Here is a 17,858-nt window from a genome sequence, read left to right as displayed (position 1 = left end):
CATACATTTCTAATGCCATCCTAGCGAGTCAGGCGGCTCTGTGTGAGACAAATTCATATTTTCAATCAGCAACGCCTAATTTTTAATTTCTGTTGGAGTTTTTTCTACCTCCAGACTTCGCCAGAGATACCAACAAGCAATCGTGCGGTAAGGTTTCCACATTTGTCCTAAATCCTCTACAGTTTTTTTGTTGGGTAATTCTGCTAAACTATAAACTCTGCGAATCCCTGCACGAATACCTAAATCATCTACAGGTAGAACATCCAGTCGATGTAAACGAAACATCAGTAACATTTGAACTGTCCAACGCCCAATACCTTTGATTGGTGTTAAAGTCTGAATAATAACTTCATCATCCATTACCTGCAATTCATCCAAGGTAGGCAATCCATCTATAACTTTTTGAGCTAAATCTTTTAAATACAAAACTTTGGGTTTTGAAATACCTACACTTCGCAAAACATCATCTGGGGTATTGAGAATATCTAAAGCTGTTGGCAAAGGGTTATGAGGATAAAGCTGTAAAAATCTACTGTGGATGGCAGCAGCAGCCTTGCCAGATATTTGCTGATAAAGGATTGACCGAGAAAGTGAAAATAGCAAGTCTCCAGTTTGTTGCACTTGATAAAGTTTGCAATCTCCTACTATTTCTATGACTTTTGCCAATATTGGATCTGAGTGTTTGAGTGTCTGAATTGCAATTGAGTAATCCATTCTTCCGTGAAATAACAATCGAGCAATACCAAAATGCAGAGTGCGCCTACAGACTTTTAGCAATTACTAATTAAGTTTTCTTAAGGTCTTTTGTCCTATGACACAATAGTGCAACATTTACCCCAGCTATCATTATAAACTCAGCAAATCTTCGTAAAAAGCTCCAAATAGATTTTTAGGATGAACTAAGTGTGTTTCAAGTATCCAATGTCGGTGATTACCAAAATTATCAGGAGCGCTCATCGGTCTAATGTTTTCTGGACAGATATAGTCAAATTTAGTATCTCCAAGTATTTTTTCATGGGGGAAAAGCCCAATTAAATGACCTGAATGCGGTTGTGAACTCAACTTCCAACCGTTTTGCTCGGCCTGATATTGCATATATTCGTACAGTTCCTTGCCAGTCATATCCCGATTTTGTAAATAATAAGCTTTGCCTTCGAGAAACAGACGCTCACAATCATTGCATATCCTCAATTTATCAGGGTCAATATTTGTTCCTGGCACAATTATGGTACGTCCAAGATCCACTTCTACATGAACAGAGGAATCCACATCCATACAAAGAGCAATACCCAGGTCAAAAAAAGCTATATCCCCTGATTTAATTACATTATTTGTAATCTTCACACTATAAGGATTAATGGTATCTTCACCTACACGCAATATCTGTTTATGCCAGAATCGCGGTTTCTTGCCTGGTGGACACAGCACTTGTGCAATTAATTCGTGAATCGCCTTTTGAATTGTTCTAGTTTGAGATCCAGGTTTTACTAGTTCAGATTTGATAATCTGCTCAATAAGCAACAGACCGCGATTCCGAGCGCAAATTAGCTGCTCTACCAAGATGGACTCAGCATACAAAGAATTATAATTATCTTGGTGAATCACTAATGATACCTCATTAAGCTTTTCAGACCTAGTTGGAAAAAGGTATAGGGAATGGGTAGAGATGCGATTAATCGCATCTCTAGAATATTGACCAAGCCCCGCTGCGTTGAGGCGGGGTGTGGGGTGTGGGGGAAGAAACAGCCCGAACACTCTTCGTGGGAAACATACACCCCATCTTTTCAAGACGATTGTATTGGTGGGGGTTCCAAGCCCCGACCAATACCGTCTTCCCTACACCCACTCAGCCACCCCCAACACCCTATTCGTGACATACTCCCCTGCTACCCCTACTCTCCAAAACGATAGATTATTTTTTTATTTGAAAGTCCCTTATTTTGCTCGACTACTTATTACTGAGTTCTGGCGTACCTTATTGCCCATGAAGCCCAAAAGCATCAGACCGAGTACAAACACCAAGCCCCAGCTAAAGGTGCCCATAATTGCAACGACGAGAATCAAGGTAAAGCCACCAACTAGTTTCTGCCACCACTTTCGAGTCAGCTTGAGGTAGGCAATAACGCTTAGGGCATTCACGGCAAAAAACCCTTGCCCTGCTAACCCAAACAGAAGGCTCAAGGGCAGTATACCAAGGAAATTTATTATAGTAGCGATCGCAAAAGCGAACATTGTCCAAGCAACTGCTACACGTGGTATTTGAGAATGCGGTTCAATTTGACTCAGCCATTCCGGTAGTAATCCTTCACGCGCAGAGGCAAACACCAGACGAGACGATGCCCAACTTCCCCCAATCAGATTTGTGGTAACGATGACCACTCCAATCAAAGCGACTATCTGACCGCTTGTCTTTCCAAATATGGAGGTGAGCATCGCCACAATTGGTGCAGTTGCTAAACTTGTGTCGTTAGGTGGCAGGGTGAACTGAACAGCTAGAGCAATTGTGATGTAAAGTGCCACAACAATAATAAAGCTCACACCAACAGCAACAGGAAAATCGCGTTTGGGATTGCGATATTCTTCAGATGTGAACGACAGCATCTCAAAGCCAGTGAAAGCAAAAAAAAGAGTTGCTAAAACAGGAAACGTGGTACTTAACTGTGATAAAGGAACGATACCTGTCCCCACATTCATATTGCCAAATACTAAAGTGGCTATTGCCACACTGGCTAGCAGTCCGACAAGGAAGAAAGCTAAAAACTGCTGAACGCGGCCCGACATCTTAACGCCTTGGTAATTCACATAACCTGCAAAACTAATGATTGCCAGGGAGGCAAACAGCGTACTCAATCGTCCTCCCCCTACTGCTGCTGCAAAGTAGTTTCCGCCTGTAACTGCGATCGCCGGGCCACCCATCAAAAATGTACCCAACAGTAAGGCTTCGGTAGCTGCGGCGATCGGTCGTGAGAATGCTGCCTGCACAAATCCAGCAACACCCCCAGCACTAGGAAAATTTGCACCCAAGTAGGCAAAGATTATAAGTAATGGCACAACCAATAAAGCGTTCAATAGCCAAGCGTAAACAGCAGCGCCACCAACTTGTTGATAAGCAATTCCAGGCAGCACAAGCAAACCACTACCGACGACAGTAGTAATAGCTAAACCAATAGCCTGACCAACTGTCAATGTTTTTGCCAGCCCAGTCATTTTATTTTCCCCCTTTTCAATCTCTTAATGTTGGTATCCCAATACGCTTGGGTTAAGCTTTTTCTCTCCCCTTCCCTAATACCCGTGCCTTTATTTTTGTGCCAAAAAATTATTTACAGCATCTCCAAAGTCTATGGGTAACTGATGATGAAAACCATGAGCGGAGTCTGGGTAAATCATTAATTGCGCCTGAGGAATTTCACGTTCCAATACATAAGAATTTTGTATTGGTAGTGCAATATCATACCTTCCTGTAGCAATCAGAATAGGTTGTTGTATTAGTTTTAGTTTGTTGAAATAGTTTTCTTTGTTCTCAAACCAGCCAATGGCGGCAGAAAACTGTGTTTTCCAACTATCCGTATTTACGAGTGGCTCAATATCTGTTGTCCTCTTTTTGATTCTTTGCAGAGATTCTAAACCTAGTTTCCTACTACTGTTAGAGTTAGCAAAGAACATCTTTAAATGATCCTCATCCGTATAATTTTCTTTGACAGCAATATCTTTAAATGCTTGAGATACAGGTACAAATTCCGGATTTCCAGGTGGTGTAGATGCTACTAAAACCACGCGACGTATGAGTTTTGGATATTTAATAGCCATCGTCTGAGCCACCATTCCACCAAGCGACCAACCGAGAATATCTACTTGTTCGTATCCCAGCGCTTTTACGAAATGTTCTGCATCAACAGCCATGTCTGTGATTGTAGAAGCAACTTTTCCATTAGAGGAACTAATGCCCGTATTGTTGAAGAGAATCACTTGATGGTTTTGTGCTAGACGTTCCAAAAATAAAGGATCCCAGTCATCCATCGTACCTCTGAGTCTTTGAATGAGCAGTAGTGGACTACCGGTGCCGAGTATTCGATACGCAAAATTATGTCCATCACTCTTTACATAAAGTGTGGGAATATCTGTTGCAGATAATTGATTTTTGGCGACATTCTTTACAAAAGGTCTGGGAATATCTGTTGCAGACACCTGATTTGTAGGAGCATTAACAATTATAAAACTTGCCAATATTCCCACTAAAAAAAAGGCTAACAAAGATTTTCGCAAATTAAATATTTGCATAATACTCCTGCAAAAGTTTGGCATACATTTAGTTTTTTTGCTGCTAGAAATCGTAATATCGCGCATTTAATTTGCTGGAATTGGGCGGGCTTTTTGGCCCACCCTTGCAAGACTTTCAGTTAGTTAAAAGAGGTCACTACACCCACTCAGCCGCCCCCTACAGTATGAACAGGGTGTTTGAACACAATCGGCGTTGACTCTGCTTTAGGTATAACGGCTATTGCAACATCGTTACGCCAGACCAAGGGCATAGCATGTTGCTGTAGGCGTTGAACGGAGACAGCCGAGTTATGCCAAGGGCAAACGATCGCACTTTTTTGACAATTAAAGTACCCTAAATGTAGCGGCCCACCTCGATGAGGACAATTATCTGTCACTAAGAATGCGCTATTGTCCAAGGAGATGAGGAAGAAACGGCGATCACCGTGAATCAAAAAATTTGATTGATGCGGATCAAATTTTATGATAGGCATTTTTGATAGTCTCCGATTGAATAGATGTTGTACACGCATTCTTCGGATTCAATGATGGCTCCGTGGAGTCGATTATGCTGAATCACCGTACCTTCGCCAGCATTGAGTATTGTATAGCGATCGTCACCAGTAACGAACTTCATCACACCAGACTGAATGTAACAAAGCTCATCACCATCATGAACGTGAGTAACCGACAACTCACCGCGAGGCTCAATAAACTGCTGCATCTTCGGATTGATGCTACCATCTTGAATTTTCTGATAGACCGGTAATGCTAAGGCTTTGTACTTAAGTCCGTCGTCAGCCCAATGCACCTGGTCGATAAAATCTCGATCGGCAATTTCGGATATGAGTTTGGCTTCCTCAAAACCCCGCACAATATCAGGAATTATTCCTTCGCCATAAGTGGCGATCGCTGGTTTAATCATTTTGTCCAGCACCATTCGACTGTGATGGCGATCGATATGGACATGTTCCAGAAAATAGCGGTTATTAATGGTCGAACCAAAGATTTTCTTCATTGTTTTAGCAGTCAATTCGCAGAATTTGATGAAAGTAGTTTCTGCGTAAAAAATAGCTCCTAAATAGCGGAAGAATTTCGAGTGGTCAGTGCAGATGTAATTGAAGTAATTATTTAACATCAGCGAAGATGTTAAATAGAACTGCCAATAACTATGTGGTGTCGATTCCAACCCAACGCTAAGAAGTGTTTCTTCAAATAACTTGCTATGCTTTGTCTGATGAACACCATAGCCGTATTCATCAATCACAACCTTAAATAGCTCTGATTGTAGAGAGCCATAGTAACCCAAAATATTCCTAGACATGGCTGAAGATTCTACTAGGAAATCACCAGCTAATTGGATCAAAAAAGTTTTGGCAGCGTGGACTGGATCTGTGGAACCTTCGATGGTTTCCATTACCTGATTAGTTTGTGTTTTCTTGACAGTTTCAATATATTCTTGGAAATACTCCTCAACAGCAGCAGTACCCCAATTACCAGTCACAGATATTTCACTATCAAGAAATGAGAAAATGTAGCGTTCTAACCAAGGTCGGATAATATGACCCAGAGTCAGAATTTTTTGGTCATAAAATTTTTCAAAATCTTGGCGTTTCTGAACAAAATCATGTTTTGGCAGGAATACAAAATTGCTTTCATACACAGTTAGTAATGTTCGATTAGCAGTCAAACTATTGTAAGTCAGCAAATTATTGAGATTTAGAGGTTTTGAAAAGTCCAAGTGATGGAAAATATGCGGTCGCAAGGTTCGACGATAAGGATTGTCTTCCAGCAACCATTCCTCTGTATCCTTAAAGAGATTGCATTTGCCATACTCAATTAAACATGACTTGAAAAAATCATAGTCGTTAATGTTTAGAGCAGCAGAAGTATCTTGTGAAAATCTAGTTTTTGTTTGCATGATGTACCTTACCTATTTAACAATCATTAACAGTTTCATTGAGTTAAGAAACAAGCAAATCAGAGGATATTTTAAAAATTGAAGTGATTACAGATGCGATCCGAATAATCACTATCTACACAAGGAGGCTGGAATATTACAGCAGATTTAACCAAGCACGCTATCTGGCTTTCAAAGCTAGATATAGAGCTGATTCTAATTCTAAATTCTGCTGTAATTTTAAGTTTTAGCCTGGTAGCTTTGTTTTACAACAGTATTCCTCTTTTAAAACTTCCTCTTATTTCCTAATGCTTTGGTCATTTGAAAGTCGATATTGGTATCAGTTTGTCGAACTGTTAATTTCAACAGTTCGCCCTGTTCAACAATCATCGGTTTTTCAAAACATTGGACGGCTTGCATCCAGTGTGATTTTTCGTTATCTACTGCATTGCTCAAAATAACTCCATTACCTAAATCCAACTCAAACCAAAAAACAACACCATGAACAGTCCCCTTGTGTTCAACTTCTACAGATATTTGTTTCTGACGCGATTTCAGCGGATCGACTCGGAAATCGAATTCAAATGCTGTGGTCGGTTTACTTAACAACCGATGCGGCCAAATCCACAGCCTTACTGGAAAATACCCGGCTGTAGAGAAGATATTGAATGGCGAAACATCAAAGTTAGCTGCGTCGGATACAACATTCAGATTATGTACTAAACTGCTTTCTAACAAGCTAAATTTAACCACTGCCTTAGCTGGAATAATCGTCGCATCTGGAGTCAACAATGCTTGCCGAGCGTGACGAATGGTTGGCAATATACCTTCACCGACAAGCCCACAATCAACAGTTTCAGTAATTAAAACATCCGCTCGTTGAGCTAAATCTAGACCAAGGACAAGATTATCTGACTTTTTCGGGACAATTTTAATCTGGTCTTCAAATCCATTGAGAGCAATAATTTGATTAGCTATATGTGCGATTGGTTGCATCATTTCACAGGATGTCACACAACTAGCTCCATGACGAGCAGCCATCATCGCCAATAATCCCGAACCGGCTCCTATGTCTAGCACTGTGCAATTTGGACGTATGACATGTTTGATGGCTGTTTCAAATGCTTTATTGCGTTCCACATCATTGAGCATAGCAAAGTGCCAGCGTGGAATCAGTTTTCGATAAACCTGACTGAACCCAACATTTATCTTCGATTTATCAAAGACAAAAATCTTTTCCATATCCTCTGACATTTGCTGTAAGAGGGCAAGAGGTATCAGGCTCTGTTGTTGTAACTGTAACGTGTCAACTGTTTCGATTTCTAAATCGACTTTTTGGTGTTTTTTGACAACAGATAAAGTCATATTTTTTGACCTACTAATTAAATTTTTTATCGGTAATGAAACAGAATTCAGGAATCAGCCACCAGAATTTTCTTGCTTGTATTCTGTCTCAGGTACTTATACCTTTAGGAAGCAAGCTACAAATGGCAGATCGCTTTTTGTCTGATGCGATCGCAAGTATCTAGTATTATTGCTATTACTTCCTGAACTGCCTAAATTTGGCACAGATGGTGCAATACCAAGTCTGGTTAATTTCTGAAAATTCTTCAAAGCTATCTACACTTAGCCGCCAGCCTGTACTATTACAGCACTTGAGTAGTGGAGTAGTCGAAGGAAAGGGTATAGTTGGTGGGGTCGCCATTAACCTGATAAGCTTGCAAAAAGTAGTTACCAGGAGTATTCACTCGAATACTATCAGTCTGAGTACCAGGATTTGTAGACCCTAAAATGACATCGTTGTTATCTACAATGCGATTTCCATTTTGGTCTACAATCAATCGAATATCAACATTACCGTCTACTGGATTTAGAACAATATCGGTAGCTTCAAAACTGTCAACAGAGAAAGCAAAAATATCAGAGGTGTCATTGTTGCTGATGTTAGCGTTGATGGTTAGGCTGCTTGACAGGTTTCCTAAAGGAATTTCATTCAATAGCAGATTACTGGGATTAGCAGTAGACAACGATAAACGGTAAGAAACATCACCTAAACTATCTTGAGCAGAACGACTAACTTCTGCAAAATATGTACCTGCAACTAAATCACTAACATTAATTGAGTCATCAACATTGGTTCTGCGAGCAGCTATTGAAACGAATACATCATCGGTGTCTGGTTCAAATGCCTTGTCGCCATCGTCTCGAAAAAGTCGGATATTAGCATTATCTCCTGCACTGATATTAGTCAAAGCGAGGTTGATATTACCAAGACTTTCAGTATCGAACACAAAAATGTCTTGAGGATCTGTTGAAGTCAAAGTACCATCGCTGATAACCGGGGTTTTTCCCAAGTTACCGAGAGTTATGAGATTCTTTATTTCTCCCTGAGTCGGTACAGCACCCGGTGTGGTGAAGTAATCGAAAGCAAGATTATATTTGGTGGAGTCAGCACCACCTTGATAAACTTGGAGTAAGTAGTTACCAGCAGCGTCCACTCGAATACTATCAGTCTGAGTACCAAGATTTGTCGAACTTAGGAGTACATCCCCTGGGTCAACGATGCGATTTCCATTCACATCTTGAATCAGTCGGATATCAGCATTACCACCTTGTGGAGTCAAATTGATGTTGGTTCCTTCAAACTTGTCCAGAGAGAATGCATAAACATCAGCAGTGTCACTATTGCCTATATTACCAACGAAAGTTTGACTAGCTGATAAGTTGCCGACGCGGAATTCAATGGGTAGAAGGTTGCTAACGCGGGTATTAGACAAGGATAAACGGTAAGAGGCATCACCGAAACTGCCTAGATCGAAACGACTGACTTCTACAAAATAAGTGCCTGCTGGTTGACTGGCTACAGTAATTGACTCATCCTGATTACCTGGTCGAGGCCCTGCTGAAATGTATGCATCACCTGATGTTGGTTCAAAAATACCATCACCGTCGTCTCGAAAAAGTTGAATATCGATATCATCGCCAGCACCGATATTGGTCAAGGCTAGGTTGATATTACCAAGACTTGTGGTATTGAAGACAAAAACGTCACTAGAGTCTGTTGCGGTGAGAGTAGCATTGCGGATAATAGGGGTACTACCCAAATTACTCAGAGCAATGGGAGCTTTGACAAAACTGAATTGGTCTGGATTAGTCAAGCTGACATCAGAAGATGATATACCCTCTAAAATAGCAATTAGTTCTTGTGTGGAAGAATCGTTAAAAAATATTGCTGTACCAGATGGCAATCCCGTGGGAGATGAACCTAAAGAATAATTTTTAGATGAACCTGATAATTGGATTTTGTCTACACCACGATTGAGGTTGTTGTTAACTAATCCAAAGTCTGTAATTAGAGCGTAGTCTTTAGTTCCTAAAGATTTAGGATTACCATTATCGTAAAAAACGATATTTTTGTTATTTAATACCTGGCCCAGGATAAATATATCGTCATTTTGATTCCCAGTCAGGCGATCGATCTCACCTTTACCAAAATTTAAATTTGGCAAAAAAGGATCGACGCCAATCAAACGGTCACTACCTAAGCCACCAGACAAAGAGTCATTGTTACCCCCACCAATCACAACGTCATTACCAACATCACCTCTAACAACGTCATTACCAGTCCCACCAAAAACAGTATCGCCACCACTTCCACCATCGAGAGTATCATTCCCGATATCTCCGTTTAGTTGGTCATTGCCGTTGTCACCAAACAGTTGGTCGTTACCATTACCGCCAAACAATTTATCATCTCCTAGACCTCCTCTTAGAGTGTCGTTTCCCGATCCTTCCTCACTGGTGAAGTCGCCAATGATAGTATCATTTCCATCATCACCGAAGAGGTTATCATTACCCTCTTCACCGATAATAATGTCGCTATCTGCACCACCAGCAAGCGTGTCTTTTCCTGTACCACCGATTAAAAGGTCATTTCCTGCATCTCCATTCACTAAATCGTCACCAGTTCCTGCAAGAACGAGGTCATCACCATTACCTCCATTGGCTGTATCATTGCCACCGAGAACCACAATGGTGTCATTGCCACCTAATCCAGAAATTTCGTCTCGATTATTAGTTCCTAGAAGGGAATCATTGTCAGATGTACCAACTACGGTGTTTGTTGAATTGGTGATTTCTGTGACAGTCTTTACTTGCCCTTTTATCGAACTAGGTTTTGATGCTTGAAGTGCTTGTTGCTCTAATTCCAGAGCCGCTTCTAATCGAGATTTTACCTTTGCCATATTTTTCCTTTGACATTTGATGAATGTTATTTGTATGAATCGAAGTCATTCGTTCATCAGCACTGGGTAGTACTTGATTAACCAAAATTTGTCGGGTAAGGCAAGTTGGAGAATTTAAAGCCACAGCAGAAGTTGGAGAATGAAGAATTACTGAACAGTAATTTTTTTTCTTCCCCTGCTTCTGCCAGCCATTAATATCTGCATGGCAGACCGCTAATTTAGTTATTAGAAAGACTAGAGCGTTAGTAATCAAAGAGCGCAAAAATTTTTGCGACAAACTTTAACAACTGTCCTACACTCAGCTCTTTGCTAAATCTTCAATTCTGGTCAGTCTACGGGATCGGAACACAAAATCTGATGTTATTCACCAGGATGATGCCAAGAGTAGCGTAATAGTTCTTTACACTATTTCTTGTTCCTTAACTTCCGTATATACAACACAATAACTCTTTATTTTTCTGAAAGCAAGTATTAATACTCGGAAAATATTTCCGAAAACCTCCGAAAAATACTTAAAGCTGCCAGTACACTAGAATATGAACAGCAAATTTTTTTGAGTAATGTTCCCACGTAATTTTTTAAGTCAGATGGCTTACGAGCATGAACTGTCTCCAGAGCAAGAGCAAGTTTTTTTAATGCGGATGGGAGACAATGAGAAATACGAACGTATAGCTGAGTATCTGCACACGTCTCCAGATGCATGTTTGAAGCGGATGGGTCAGATTTATAAAAAGTTTAATATTATTGGTAATAGTCGAGGCAAGGAAAATCGACTGAGAATTTTTCTGATTAACAAGTTAGAAAAATGGCAGCAATTAGAAGAACAGGCAAGGCAACTTTCAGTAAATACTCAGCTAGCTAATATTCTGCATTCGGAAGTGGAGGATAATTCTACCTCAGCTAAGCACAAACCCTCTGTTTTACAAAATTTACCAGCACGAGAATGTAGAGCTTTCGTTGGTCGCAGCCAAGAAATTGCTCGGCTGATGGAACTTTTAGATTCTCAGCATTCTGCCCATTTGATTAGTGTGGATGGCATTGGTGGTGTAGGTAAAACAACTTTAGTAGTGGAGGTAGCTTATCGTTGTTTGGAGGCCAGCAAGCATGGAAATCTTCTAATTGTGAGTATTCCTACCTTTGAAGCTATTATCTTTACTTCTGCCAAACAGAATCATCTCACTCCCAATGGTTTGCTGCCACGATTAACTTTTCAGCGCACCTTGCGGGATATCTGTCGAGAAATCGCTTACACTCTGGATTTTTTGGAAATCACCAATTTACCCTATCAAGAACAAATCGAGCTAATTCGGCAGAAATTATCTCAAACCAAAACCTTACTAATTGTCGATAATCTAGAAACTATTGAGAATAAACAGGAAGTTCTTTCCTTCCTTTATGATTTACCGCCTACTGTCAAAGTGATTGTTACTACTCGCGAACAAGCTTTGTTTGTGCCCATTCGCTTAGATTGTCTTCCTAAAGAACATGGTTTGCGCCTGATTCAACACGAAGCCAAAGAGAAGAATTTAAACTTAAGTGCTGAGCAATCTCAGCTACTTTTTGAGGGAGTGAGCGGAGTTCCTGCTGCGATTATTTACGCTATTGGTCAGATGGCAGCAGGTTATTTGCTTCAAGATGTACTATTACAAATTAAGCAACCTGATGGGGATGTTGCTGGTTTTTGTTTTGCAGGCTGTGTCACTCCCTTGAGAGGTACACCTGCCCACTATTTACTGATGACGCTGGCTGTCTTTGTGCAGCCTGTCACTAGAGATACTGTTGCTCAAGTAGCTTTTGAGCAAGCCAACCCGATCGCCATATCTCAGGGATTGGCTAAATTGCAGCAACTTTCTCTGGTCTATCAGCAGCAAGAACGCTACGGTTTACTTGAGCTAACCCGTGAATATGTCTTAGCAGAATTAGCTGTTCATAATGAGTTTGCCCAAAAGTTAAGGGAGCGATGGGTAAATTGGTATCTACGATTTTCAGAGGCATACGGAGGCACTAATTGGAAGGAATGGCATCTTGGGTATGGATATTTGGAAGTAGAGTGGGAAAATCTCAGAACTGTTCTTGAATGGTGTATTAGTCAAGCTATGTACTCTGAGGTGCGAGCAATGTGGCGACACCTCAAAGGCTATATTCACATCCGAGGCTACTGGGATGAGCGTTTAGACTGGACAGGTTGGTTAATTGAAACCGCCAAACAAGTTGGTGATTGGTCTTTTGCGTTAGAGGTAATGAGCGATCGCGCTAGTACATTGCTGAATATGCGTCAGGTGAGTCAACTGCAACAAGCAGAAGCACTTTTAAAAGAAGCTTGGAATTTACGCCACCATCAAACCATAACATTTCAGTTAGAGTTAGCAAGAAATATGGTTATCCTGCATATTCATCAGCAACAATTAGCGATCGCTCAAAAGTGGCTCACAAAAGAACAAAAACTTTTAGAGCAAGCTTCGTTATCAGATTTAGAATCCCAGGTACAACAAGTTCATATTCTTTATTATCAAGGACAAATATATTTCAAAAATGATAATTATCAACAGGCTCAGGCCGTCTTCCATAAAGCATTAGAACAAGCTCAGGCGTTAGGATGGCAAAGAGCGATCGCAGCTATCCAAAACTGGTTAGCAGATATTTACCTTAAACTAGGAAATATAGACCAAGCAAGACAAATATTGGCCTTAAGCTTTCCAATGGCAGAAAGACATAAAGATCGACGTTCTATTGCTTTTCATAAAGCGACATTTGCCAGATTAGAAAAATTATCAGGGAATTTGGCTCAAGCTCAACGTTGGGCAAAAGAAGCAGCAGAGGGTTTTGATAGCTTAATGATGATACCAGAAGCTCAAGAAATGCGCTTTTTTTATAGCCAACTTTTCACAGGATGATGTTTGCAAACCACTCTCTTCATAACGTCCTGTCAAAAGTCAGCTTTTTTTAGTTAATAGTCAATAGCTGCTTTTTGGGTAAGATAAGACACGCACTCTTTTCTATTGAAGGGTTGGAACACATAGGCAAACTCTCATAGGGTGCAATCTGAGAATTTATATTTTTCCAAATACCTGATTCAAAAAGTTTATCGAACAAAGCTTGAGTTAGAAGAAAACCTATGTCTTGATGGCATTCAGACTCGTTGCTATTACCCAGAGAAGAGCGATGATGCAAAATATAGCCATATAAATCATGACAATCCTGAATGTATTGATAGGTATCTAGTAAAATATGGGTGTGCCAAACTGCGTCAACTTCTTTAGTAGGAATCAGTTCCATACTCGGAAAAAGGAAGTGAAGGCACAAGAACATTTTATAATGTGCGATCGCCACTTCTGTTTGTAGGGCTGTCCAGCCACCATTTTCAGATAACATGAGTTTGTCTGCAATTGATTTCCAATCAAGTTTATTCACTTTATTTAAAAAATTGACCAGATCCATAGTTTTTGTTCCTCTGAGGAATTAATCAATTTGCAAGAAATTTTGATTGTTAAACCTCAACAATCAAACTTGTATTTATATCATGTCCGGGTAATTAGTTATGATTTCCATAGTCATTGCAACCCACCCCTTAATTCCCTCTCAGCACGCGGGGAGGGTAAACAAAGGGTCGCTTTGGCGGGGCGGGGTTTTTAGGGTTTAGTAAGTAATCAAGCGGACATCATATTATTTATCAATCCCCAACAGCATTTTTATGTAATATCGGAATCCAATTTGGTTCATTGCCATCAATAATCAAGCATATACCTTACCTCTGTATCCACAAGAATAGTCATCCATTCCAGAAACGAAAGCGCAGGTGGCACAGAGATTCTTTCCCAAAGGAAATGTGCATTTGAAAATACCTTATGAACTCGGATTAAGCCACAAAGACAATGACTTTGTAACGGTGTTTCGAGTAGATTGTGGTCATCAAAGACGACAAGAATTGTTAACAGACAGACAACCAGCAGATACAGTTAGGAGGTAAAGCAGCGCGTTGGGGGTTTCCCCATGAGCGACTGGCGTCAAGTCTCCCGACTTGCACTTTTTTCTCCCCCTGCCTTCCTTAACAGATAATTTCCTTAATACCAACATACAGAATTGGTATAATTTTTACGTAGTAATTAAAACTATCTATTTTCTTGTCTAAATAATTCCACTAAACCAACCGTACCTACAAAAAAAGTATAAATCCCATATTGAAATGGCAGTTTATTTTTTGCGCCGGCATAAATAGCTGCTACTATTCCTTCAAATAGATGAGCTATTAATGCAAACCTGGCTATGGCAAAAATGGGAGTGAGATTATTAGGAATTTCATTAGTATTTAATAAACCACAAATTTTGCCTAATTCTAACCCTATTGCACCAGTGATTAAAACGATAGATACAATTTTTATAAACCCAGCTATCTTTTGTCCGATATCACTTAGATTCATGCTCAAATTCGGATAATTTTTGGTTGACTCGACTTTGATTGTAACTGAAGATAATCCATAACCTAACAGGAAAGAAAGACAAGGGGACAAGGAGAATAAAGGATTTCCAAATAAATATCCCATCCCTGCGGGACGCTACGCGAACGCTTTTAAGGCAGGGGGGCAGGGGAACAGGGGAGCAGAGGAGATAGAGGTAGAAATACTATGTATGATTGCAACTTAGTATCAGCAGCGATCGCAGTTGTGATGAGAATGCAACACGTAGTTGGTAGTACATGTGCTATCGTACTGAACGCAATTAAAAATTAAAATAGCTAAAATGTGTACCATTATACAATAAACCAGAAAAAACTGTTATAGGCTTGTAAAGCCCTTTACTTTTATACTTTTGGCGAAACTTCACCGCCAAAAAAGCACCAGAGCGATAGGGAATTATCTGCGATCAAGGGCGATTGATATCCATCAAACGTAAACCTTGTCAAGTTGAACAAATTCCTGTCAGCAGCATAGGTGGCTTCCTACGCCCTGGTTACTTAATAATTTTTAAGATTTCAGCCAAACTCTATTGCACTTAAGATATCCCCAAACTCAGCTGTTAGCCGGGATATAGTAGCGAATACTATCCAGAACCTTAATGTTACTTTTTCCCTCAAATTGGGATTAATAGGGTGATAATTTTCTTGTATTACCCAAAACTATGCAGTACCCTCTGGAACTCACCTTCAAATTCTGGGCATTAGCACCACAAATATCTGTTGTTGATACTCAAGGAAATTTGGCTTTCTATGTCAAACAGAAACTTTTCAAGCTCAAGGAAGCAATTACAATCTTTGCTGATACTGAGCAAACTCGTCCTTTATACTACATCAAAGCAGATCGCATTATTGACTTCTCGGCACGCTATGACTTTACCGATAGCAACGGTAATTACATTGGTTCAGTAAAACGACGCGGATTAAAATCTCTCTGGCGTGCGCGTTATGACATTTTTGATGGCGACACGACTACTTTGAACATTCAGGAGAAAAATCCGTGGGTGAAAATTGCTGATGCCCTCTTTGCAGAAATCCCAATTGTAGGTATGTTCACTGGTTATGTTTTTAATCCAGTTTATTTGGTCAGCCGAGATGATGGTACGGTTGTGATGCGTTTGGAGAAAATCCCCACTTTCCTGTCTAGAAAATTTATCATCAAAGCTGTAGATCGACTTAGCGATCGCCAAGAGCAACAAATTTTGTTAAGTTTAATGATGATGCTACTGCTAGAACGAAACCGTGGCTAATCCGACTCAAAGCTGAAGCATGAAGTATGAAGTATGAACTACAAAACATCAAGTCTTATTTGTTTTTCATTTTCATTGATAGCCTTCTGTCTGCTGTCTTCATTCTTCATACTTTACACTTCAAACAGCTTTAGTCTAACCAATCAATTTCTGCCAACTAGCAGGCCCAACAATGCCATCGGCATCTAAACCATTTTGCCTTTGAAAGTTCTTGATTGCAGCTTCGGTTTGTGGCCCGTAAACGCCATCAATTTCAATACCCATACGGTATTGCAAGTATCTGACAACTTCACCACCAGCATGGTTTAGTCGGATAATTCGTTTTGCCAAAATTACATTGATGGCATTCCATGTAGTTTTGTCAGGAATTCCAGTTGGCTGCACTCCGATAATATTCTGGAATTTTTGTGTGGCAGATTTTGTATTCGCCCCGGTTATACCATCTTCTACTAATGTTTTACCATTTGCATCAGTTATTTTTAGGCGATTTAGGGCTTGTTGCAGCCTCTTAATAGTATCATCTACATTTTCTTCTTCATCTGGCACCGGGGGAACTGGGTTACTTGGCACTTTACCAGTTAAGCCTTTGACGATCGCATTTGCCATTGCTTCGGGATTAAAAAGATTCATATCTTTTGCCGAATCGAGAAAGCAACACTCTACCAGAATCGCCGGCATATCCGTATTTTTCAGAACAAACAAGTGAGAACCACTCTTAACACCACGATTAAAAAATCCCAATTTTATAATTTCATCTAATACAGGTTTCGCGATTTTTCTACCTGTATCGCTAGTGGCAAATACTTCTGTTCCATTAGCTTGCCCGTTGAAAGAATTAAAATGAATCGAGACATAAACATCTACTCTACTGGCGTTAGCTGTTGCACATCTTTTTGATAGAGATTCCCGTACTGTACTTGCACTACTTGGTTTACATACTACAACTTCATGCCCTAAAGCTCTTAACTTGGTTATCACTCTATTACCGACATCCAGAGTTAAATTATCCTCAATTTTGATTCCTCTTGCTCCCGTGTCTGGTGGACAATTGTGCCCGCTATCAATTCCAAATTTCATGATTCCATCCTCAAGTGACTTCTTTTTACACTAGTCAAAACTCTTAAAATTATAAAGAAAAAACTTTATTCATACTTGTTTTTAAAGTATTTTTTGGCAACGATCGCATTATTTTAATAATTAATATACTGCCATAAAAATAAATTTTTAAGGCAAGCATCATCAAAGATTTTTTGCGGTAAGAGCCAGTAATTGCAGAAAGAAAAATTGCTACAAAACAACACAACCCTCATAATTTATCAAAATCGAGAATAACCCACTAATTCTTGCAATAAAATTAAATGCAGCAATTACCCCCATTATTCAGATAATAACGCTTGGTAAAAGTAGAAAGCTATGACAAATGTACCTAGTTGAATCATGCTGTCAACAGGCAACACGAAAAGATGTGCTGCCTTAGATGCAAATGCGCCTTACTTCGCTCTACCCTTGCCTTTGTGTTAACCACTGAGCAGCTTAACACATAATTCTTGATAGTCTTCAGCAAGACGTGATAAATTTTATACTTTTGTAATAGTTATAGACTAAGATTTAGGCACAAAGGTTATCTGTTGAGACTTGCCAGAATTCTATTAGACTTGTCCGAAAACTCCAAAGCCAGACTGTTCAAAGCTTTTAGACAAAACTTTGATATCTTCGTAAAAACGGAGTCATAAGGGTTTGATATAGTTAGTGATAGT

Annotated in this window: 15 protein-coding genes; 4 read left to right on the top strand and 11 right to left on the bottom strand. The window is 39.9% G+C overall.

Going from position 1 to position 17,858, the window contains the following annotated elements; genetic code table 11:
• Positions 1 to 75: 75 nt before the first annotated feature.
• The 7 genes from H6H03_RS34905 to H6H03_RS34875 form a co-directional block, all read right to left on the bottom strand.
• A complete protein-coding gene (locus H6H03_RS34905) occupies positions 76 to 714 on the bottom strand; it encodes a DNA-3-methyladenine glycosylase family protein (protein ID WP_190959596.1) in 639 nt (212 codons plus the stop codon).
• 132 nt (positions 715 to 846) lie between these two features.
• Entirely contained in the window at positions 847 to 1,605 is a 759-nt protein-coding gene (locus H6H03_RS34900) for a M24 family metallopeptidase (protein WP_190959595.1), read from the bottom strand.
• 330 nt (positions 1,606 to 1,935) lie between these two features.
• Positions 1,936 to 3,207, bottom strand: coding sequence for an APC family permease (locus H6H03_RS34895; protein WP_190959594.1), 1,272 nt, complete (start codon positions 3,205 to 3,207; stop codon positions 1,936 to 1,938).
• A gap of 90 nt (positions 3,208 to 3,297) precedes the next feature.
• Positions 3,298 to 4,278: an alpha/beta fold hydrolase gene (locus tag H6H03_RS34890; RefSeq protein ID WP_190959593.1), complete on the bottom strand. Its 981-nt coding sequence runs from the start codon at positions 4,276 to 4,278 to the stop codon at positions 3,298 to 3,300.
• Positions 4,279 to 4,424: 146 nt separating this feature from the next.
• Positions 4,425 to 4,751, bottom strand: coding sequence for a Rieske 2Fe-2S domain-containing protein (locus tag H6H03_RS34885; RefSeq protein WP_190959592.1), 327 nt, complete (start codon positions 4,749 to 4,751; stop codon positions 4,425 to 4,427).
• Positions 4,739 to 6,178 (bottom strand): iron-containing redox enzyme family protein, encoded by a 1,440-nt coding sequence (locus H6H03_RS34880; RefSeq protein ID WP_190959591.1) that lies wholly within the window; start codon positions 6,176 to 6,178, stop codon positions 4,739 to 4,741. The genes H6H03_RS34885 and H6H03_RS34880 overlap by 13 nt, the downstream gene beginning before the upstream one ends.
• A 264-nt stretch (positions 6,179 to 6,442) precedes the next feature.
• Entirely contained in the window at positions 6,443 to 7,522 is a 1,080-nt protein-coding gene (locus H6H03_RS34875) for a 50S ribosomal protein L11 methyltransferase (protein ID WP_190959590.1), read from the bottom strand.
• A gap of 35 nt (positions 7,523 to 7,557) precedes the next feature.
• Here H6H03_RS34875 and H6H03_RS41635 point away from each other — a divergent pair, with 35 nt between their 5' ends.
• Positions 7,558 to 7,686 carry a hypothetical protein gene (locus tag H6H03_RS41635; RefSeq protein WP_277926225.1) on the top strand — a complete coding sequence of 43 codons (129 nt, stop codon included), beginning with the start codon at positions 7,558 to 7,560 and terminating at the stop codon, positions 7,684 to 7,686.
• Positions 7,687 to 7,803: 117 nt separating this feature from the next.
• On the opposite strand, the gene H6H03_RS34870 is transcribed toward H6H03_RS41635, so the two are convergent.
• Positions 7,804 to 10,401, bottom strand: coding sequence for a pre-peptidase C-terminal domain-containing protein (locus H6H03_RS34870; protein WP_190959589.1), 2,598 nt, complete (start codon positions 10,399 to 10,401; stop codon positions 7,804 to 7,806).
• 587 nt (positions 10,402 to 10,988) lie between these two features.
• On the opposite strand from H6H03_RS34870, the gene H6H03_RS34865 reads away from it, so the two are divergent.
• On the top strand, positions 10,989 to 13,295 hold the full coding sequence (locus H6H03_RS34865) for an NB-ARC domain-containing protein (protein WP_242058131.1): 2,307 nt from the start codon (positions 10,989 to 10,991) through the stop codon (positions 13,293 to 13,295).
• Positions 13,296 to 13,344: 49 nt separating this feature from the next.
• Here the strand turns inward: H6H03_RS34865 and H6H03_RS34860 are convergent, their stop codons facing one another.
• Positions 13,345 to 13,773: a glycine-rich domain-containing protein gene (locus tag H6H03_RS34860; RefSeq protein WP_190959587.1), complete on the bottom strand. Its 429-nt coding sequence runs from the start codon at positions 13,771 to 13,773 to the stop codon at positions 13,345 to 13,347.
• 424 nt (positions 13,774 to 14,197) lie between these two features.
• Here H6H03_RS34860 and H6H03_RS34855 point away from each other — a divergent pair, with 424 nt between their 5' ends.
• A complete protein-coding gene (locus tag H6H03_RS34855; protein WP_190959586.1) occupies positions 14,198 to 14,368 on the top strand; it encodes a hypothetical protein in 171 nt (56 codons plus the stop codon).
• A 142-nt stretch (positions 14,369 to 14,510) separates the two neighbouring features.
• Here the strand turns inward: H6H03_RS34855 and H6H03_RS34850 are convergent, their stop codons facing one another.
• Entirely contained in the window at positions 14,511 to 14,819 is a 309-nt protein-coding gene (locus H6H03_RS34850; protein ID WP_190959585.1) for a hypothetical protein, read from the bottom strand.
• A gap of 697 nt (positions 14,820 to 15,516) precedes the next feature.
• Between H6H03_RS34850 and H6H03_RS34845 the strand changes: the two genes are divergently transcribed.
• On the top strand, positions 15,517 to 16,101 hold the full coding sequence (locus H6H03_RS34845; protein WP_190959584.1) for a hypothetical protein: 585 nt from the start codon (positions 15,517 to 15,519) through the stop codon (positions 16,099 to 16,101).
• 135 nt (positions 16,102 to 16,236) lie between these two features.
• On the opposite strand, the gene H6H03_RS34840 is transcribed toward H6H03_RS34845, so the two are convergent.
• Positions 16,237 to 17,178 (bottom strand): N-acetylmuramoyl-L-alanine amidase, encoded by a 942-nt coding sequence (locus H6H03_RS34840; protein ID WP_190959583.1) that lies wholly within the window; start codon positions 17,176 to 17,178, stop codon positions 16,237 to 16,239.
• Positions 17,179 to 17,858 lie beyond the last annotated feature (680 nt).

It is taken from the genome of Nostoc paludosum FACHB-159 (genome assembly GCF_014698835.1).
Taxonomy (GTDB): Bacteria; Cyanobacteriota; Cyanobacteriia; order Cyanobacteriales; family Nostocaceae; genus Nostoc; species Nostoc paludosum.
The sequence above is the reverse complement of the archived record's forward strand: the minus strand, read 5'-3'. Positions and strand labels throughout refer to the sequence as shown.

Bases quoted from the DNA above. Each gene is read 5' to 3' on its own strand.
- H6H03_RS34905 (WP_190959596.1), bottom strand. From the start codon at position 714: ATGGATTACTCAATTGCAATTCAGACACTCAAACACTCAGATCCAATA.
- H6H03_RS34895 (WP_190959594.1), bottom strand. From the start codon at position 3,207: ATGACTGGGCTGGCAAAAACATTGACAGTTGGTCAGGCTATTGGTTTA.
- H6H03_RS34890 (WP_190959593.1), bottom strand. From the start codon at position 4,278: ATGCAAATATTTAATTTGCGAAAATCTTTGTTAGCCTTTTTTTTAGTG.
- H6H03_RS34885 (WP_190959592.1), bottom strand. From the start codon at position 4,751: ATGCCTATCATAAAATTTGATCCGCATCAATCAAATTTTTTGATTCAC.
- H6H03_RS34880 (WP_190959591.1), bottom strand. From the start codon at position 6,178: ATGCAAACAAAAACTAGATTTTCACAAGATACTTCTGCTGCTCTAAAC.
- H6H03_RS34875 (WP_190959590.1), bottom strand. From the start codon at position 7,522: ATGACTTTATCTGTTGTCAAAAAACACCAAAAAGTCGATTTAGAAATC.
- H6H03_RS41635 (WP_277926225.1), top strand. From the start codon at position 7,558: ATGAAACAGAATTCAGGAATCAGCCACCAGAATTTTCTTGCTTGTATT.
- H6H03_RS34870 (WP_190959589.1), bottom strand. From the start codon at position 10,401: ATGGCAAAGGTAAAATCTCGATTAGAAGCGGCTCTGGAATTAGAGCAA.
- H6H03_RS34865 (WP_242058131.1), top strand. From the start codon at position 10,989: ATGGCTTACGAGCATGAACTGTCTCCAGAGCAAGAGCAAGTTTTTTTA.
- H6H03_RS34860 (WP_190959587.1), bottom strand. From the start codon at position 13,773: ATGTTATCTGAAAATGGTGGCTGGACAGCCCTACAAACAGAAGTGGCG.
- H6H03_RS34850 (WP_190959585.1), bottom strand. From the start codon at position 14,819: ATGAATCTAAGTGATATCGGACAAAAGATAGCTGGGTTTATAAAAATT.
- H6H03_RS34845 (WP_190959584.1), top strand. From the start codon at position 15,517: ATGCAGTACCCTCTGGAACTCACCTTCAAATTCTGGGCATTAGCACCA.
- H6H03_RS34840 (WP_190959583.1), bottom strand. From the start codon at position 17,178: ATGAAATTTGGAATTGATAGCGGGCACAATTGTCCACCAGACACGGGA.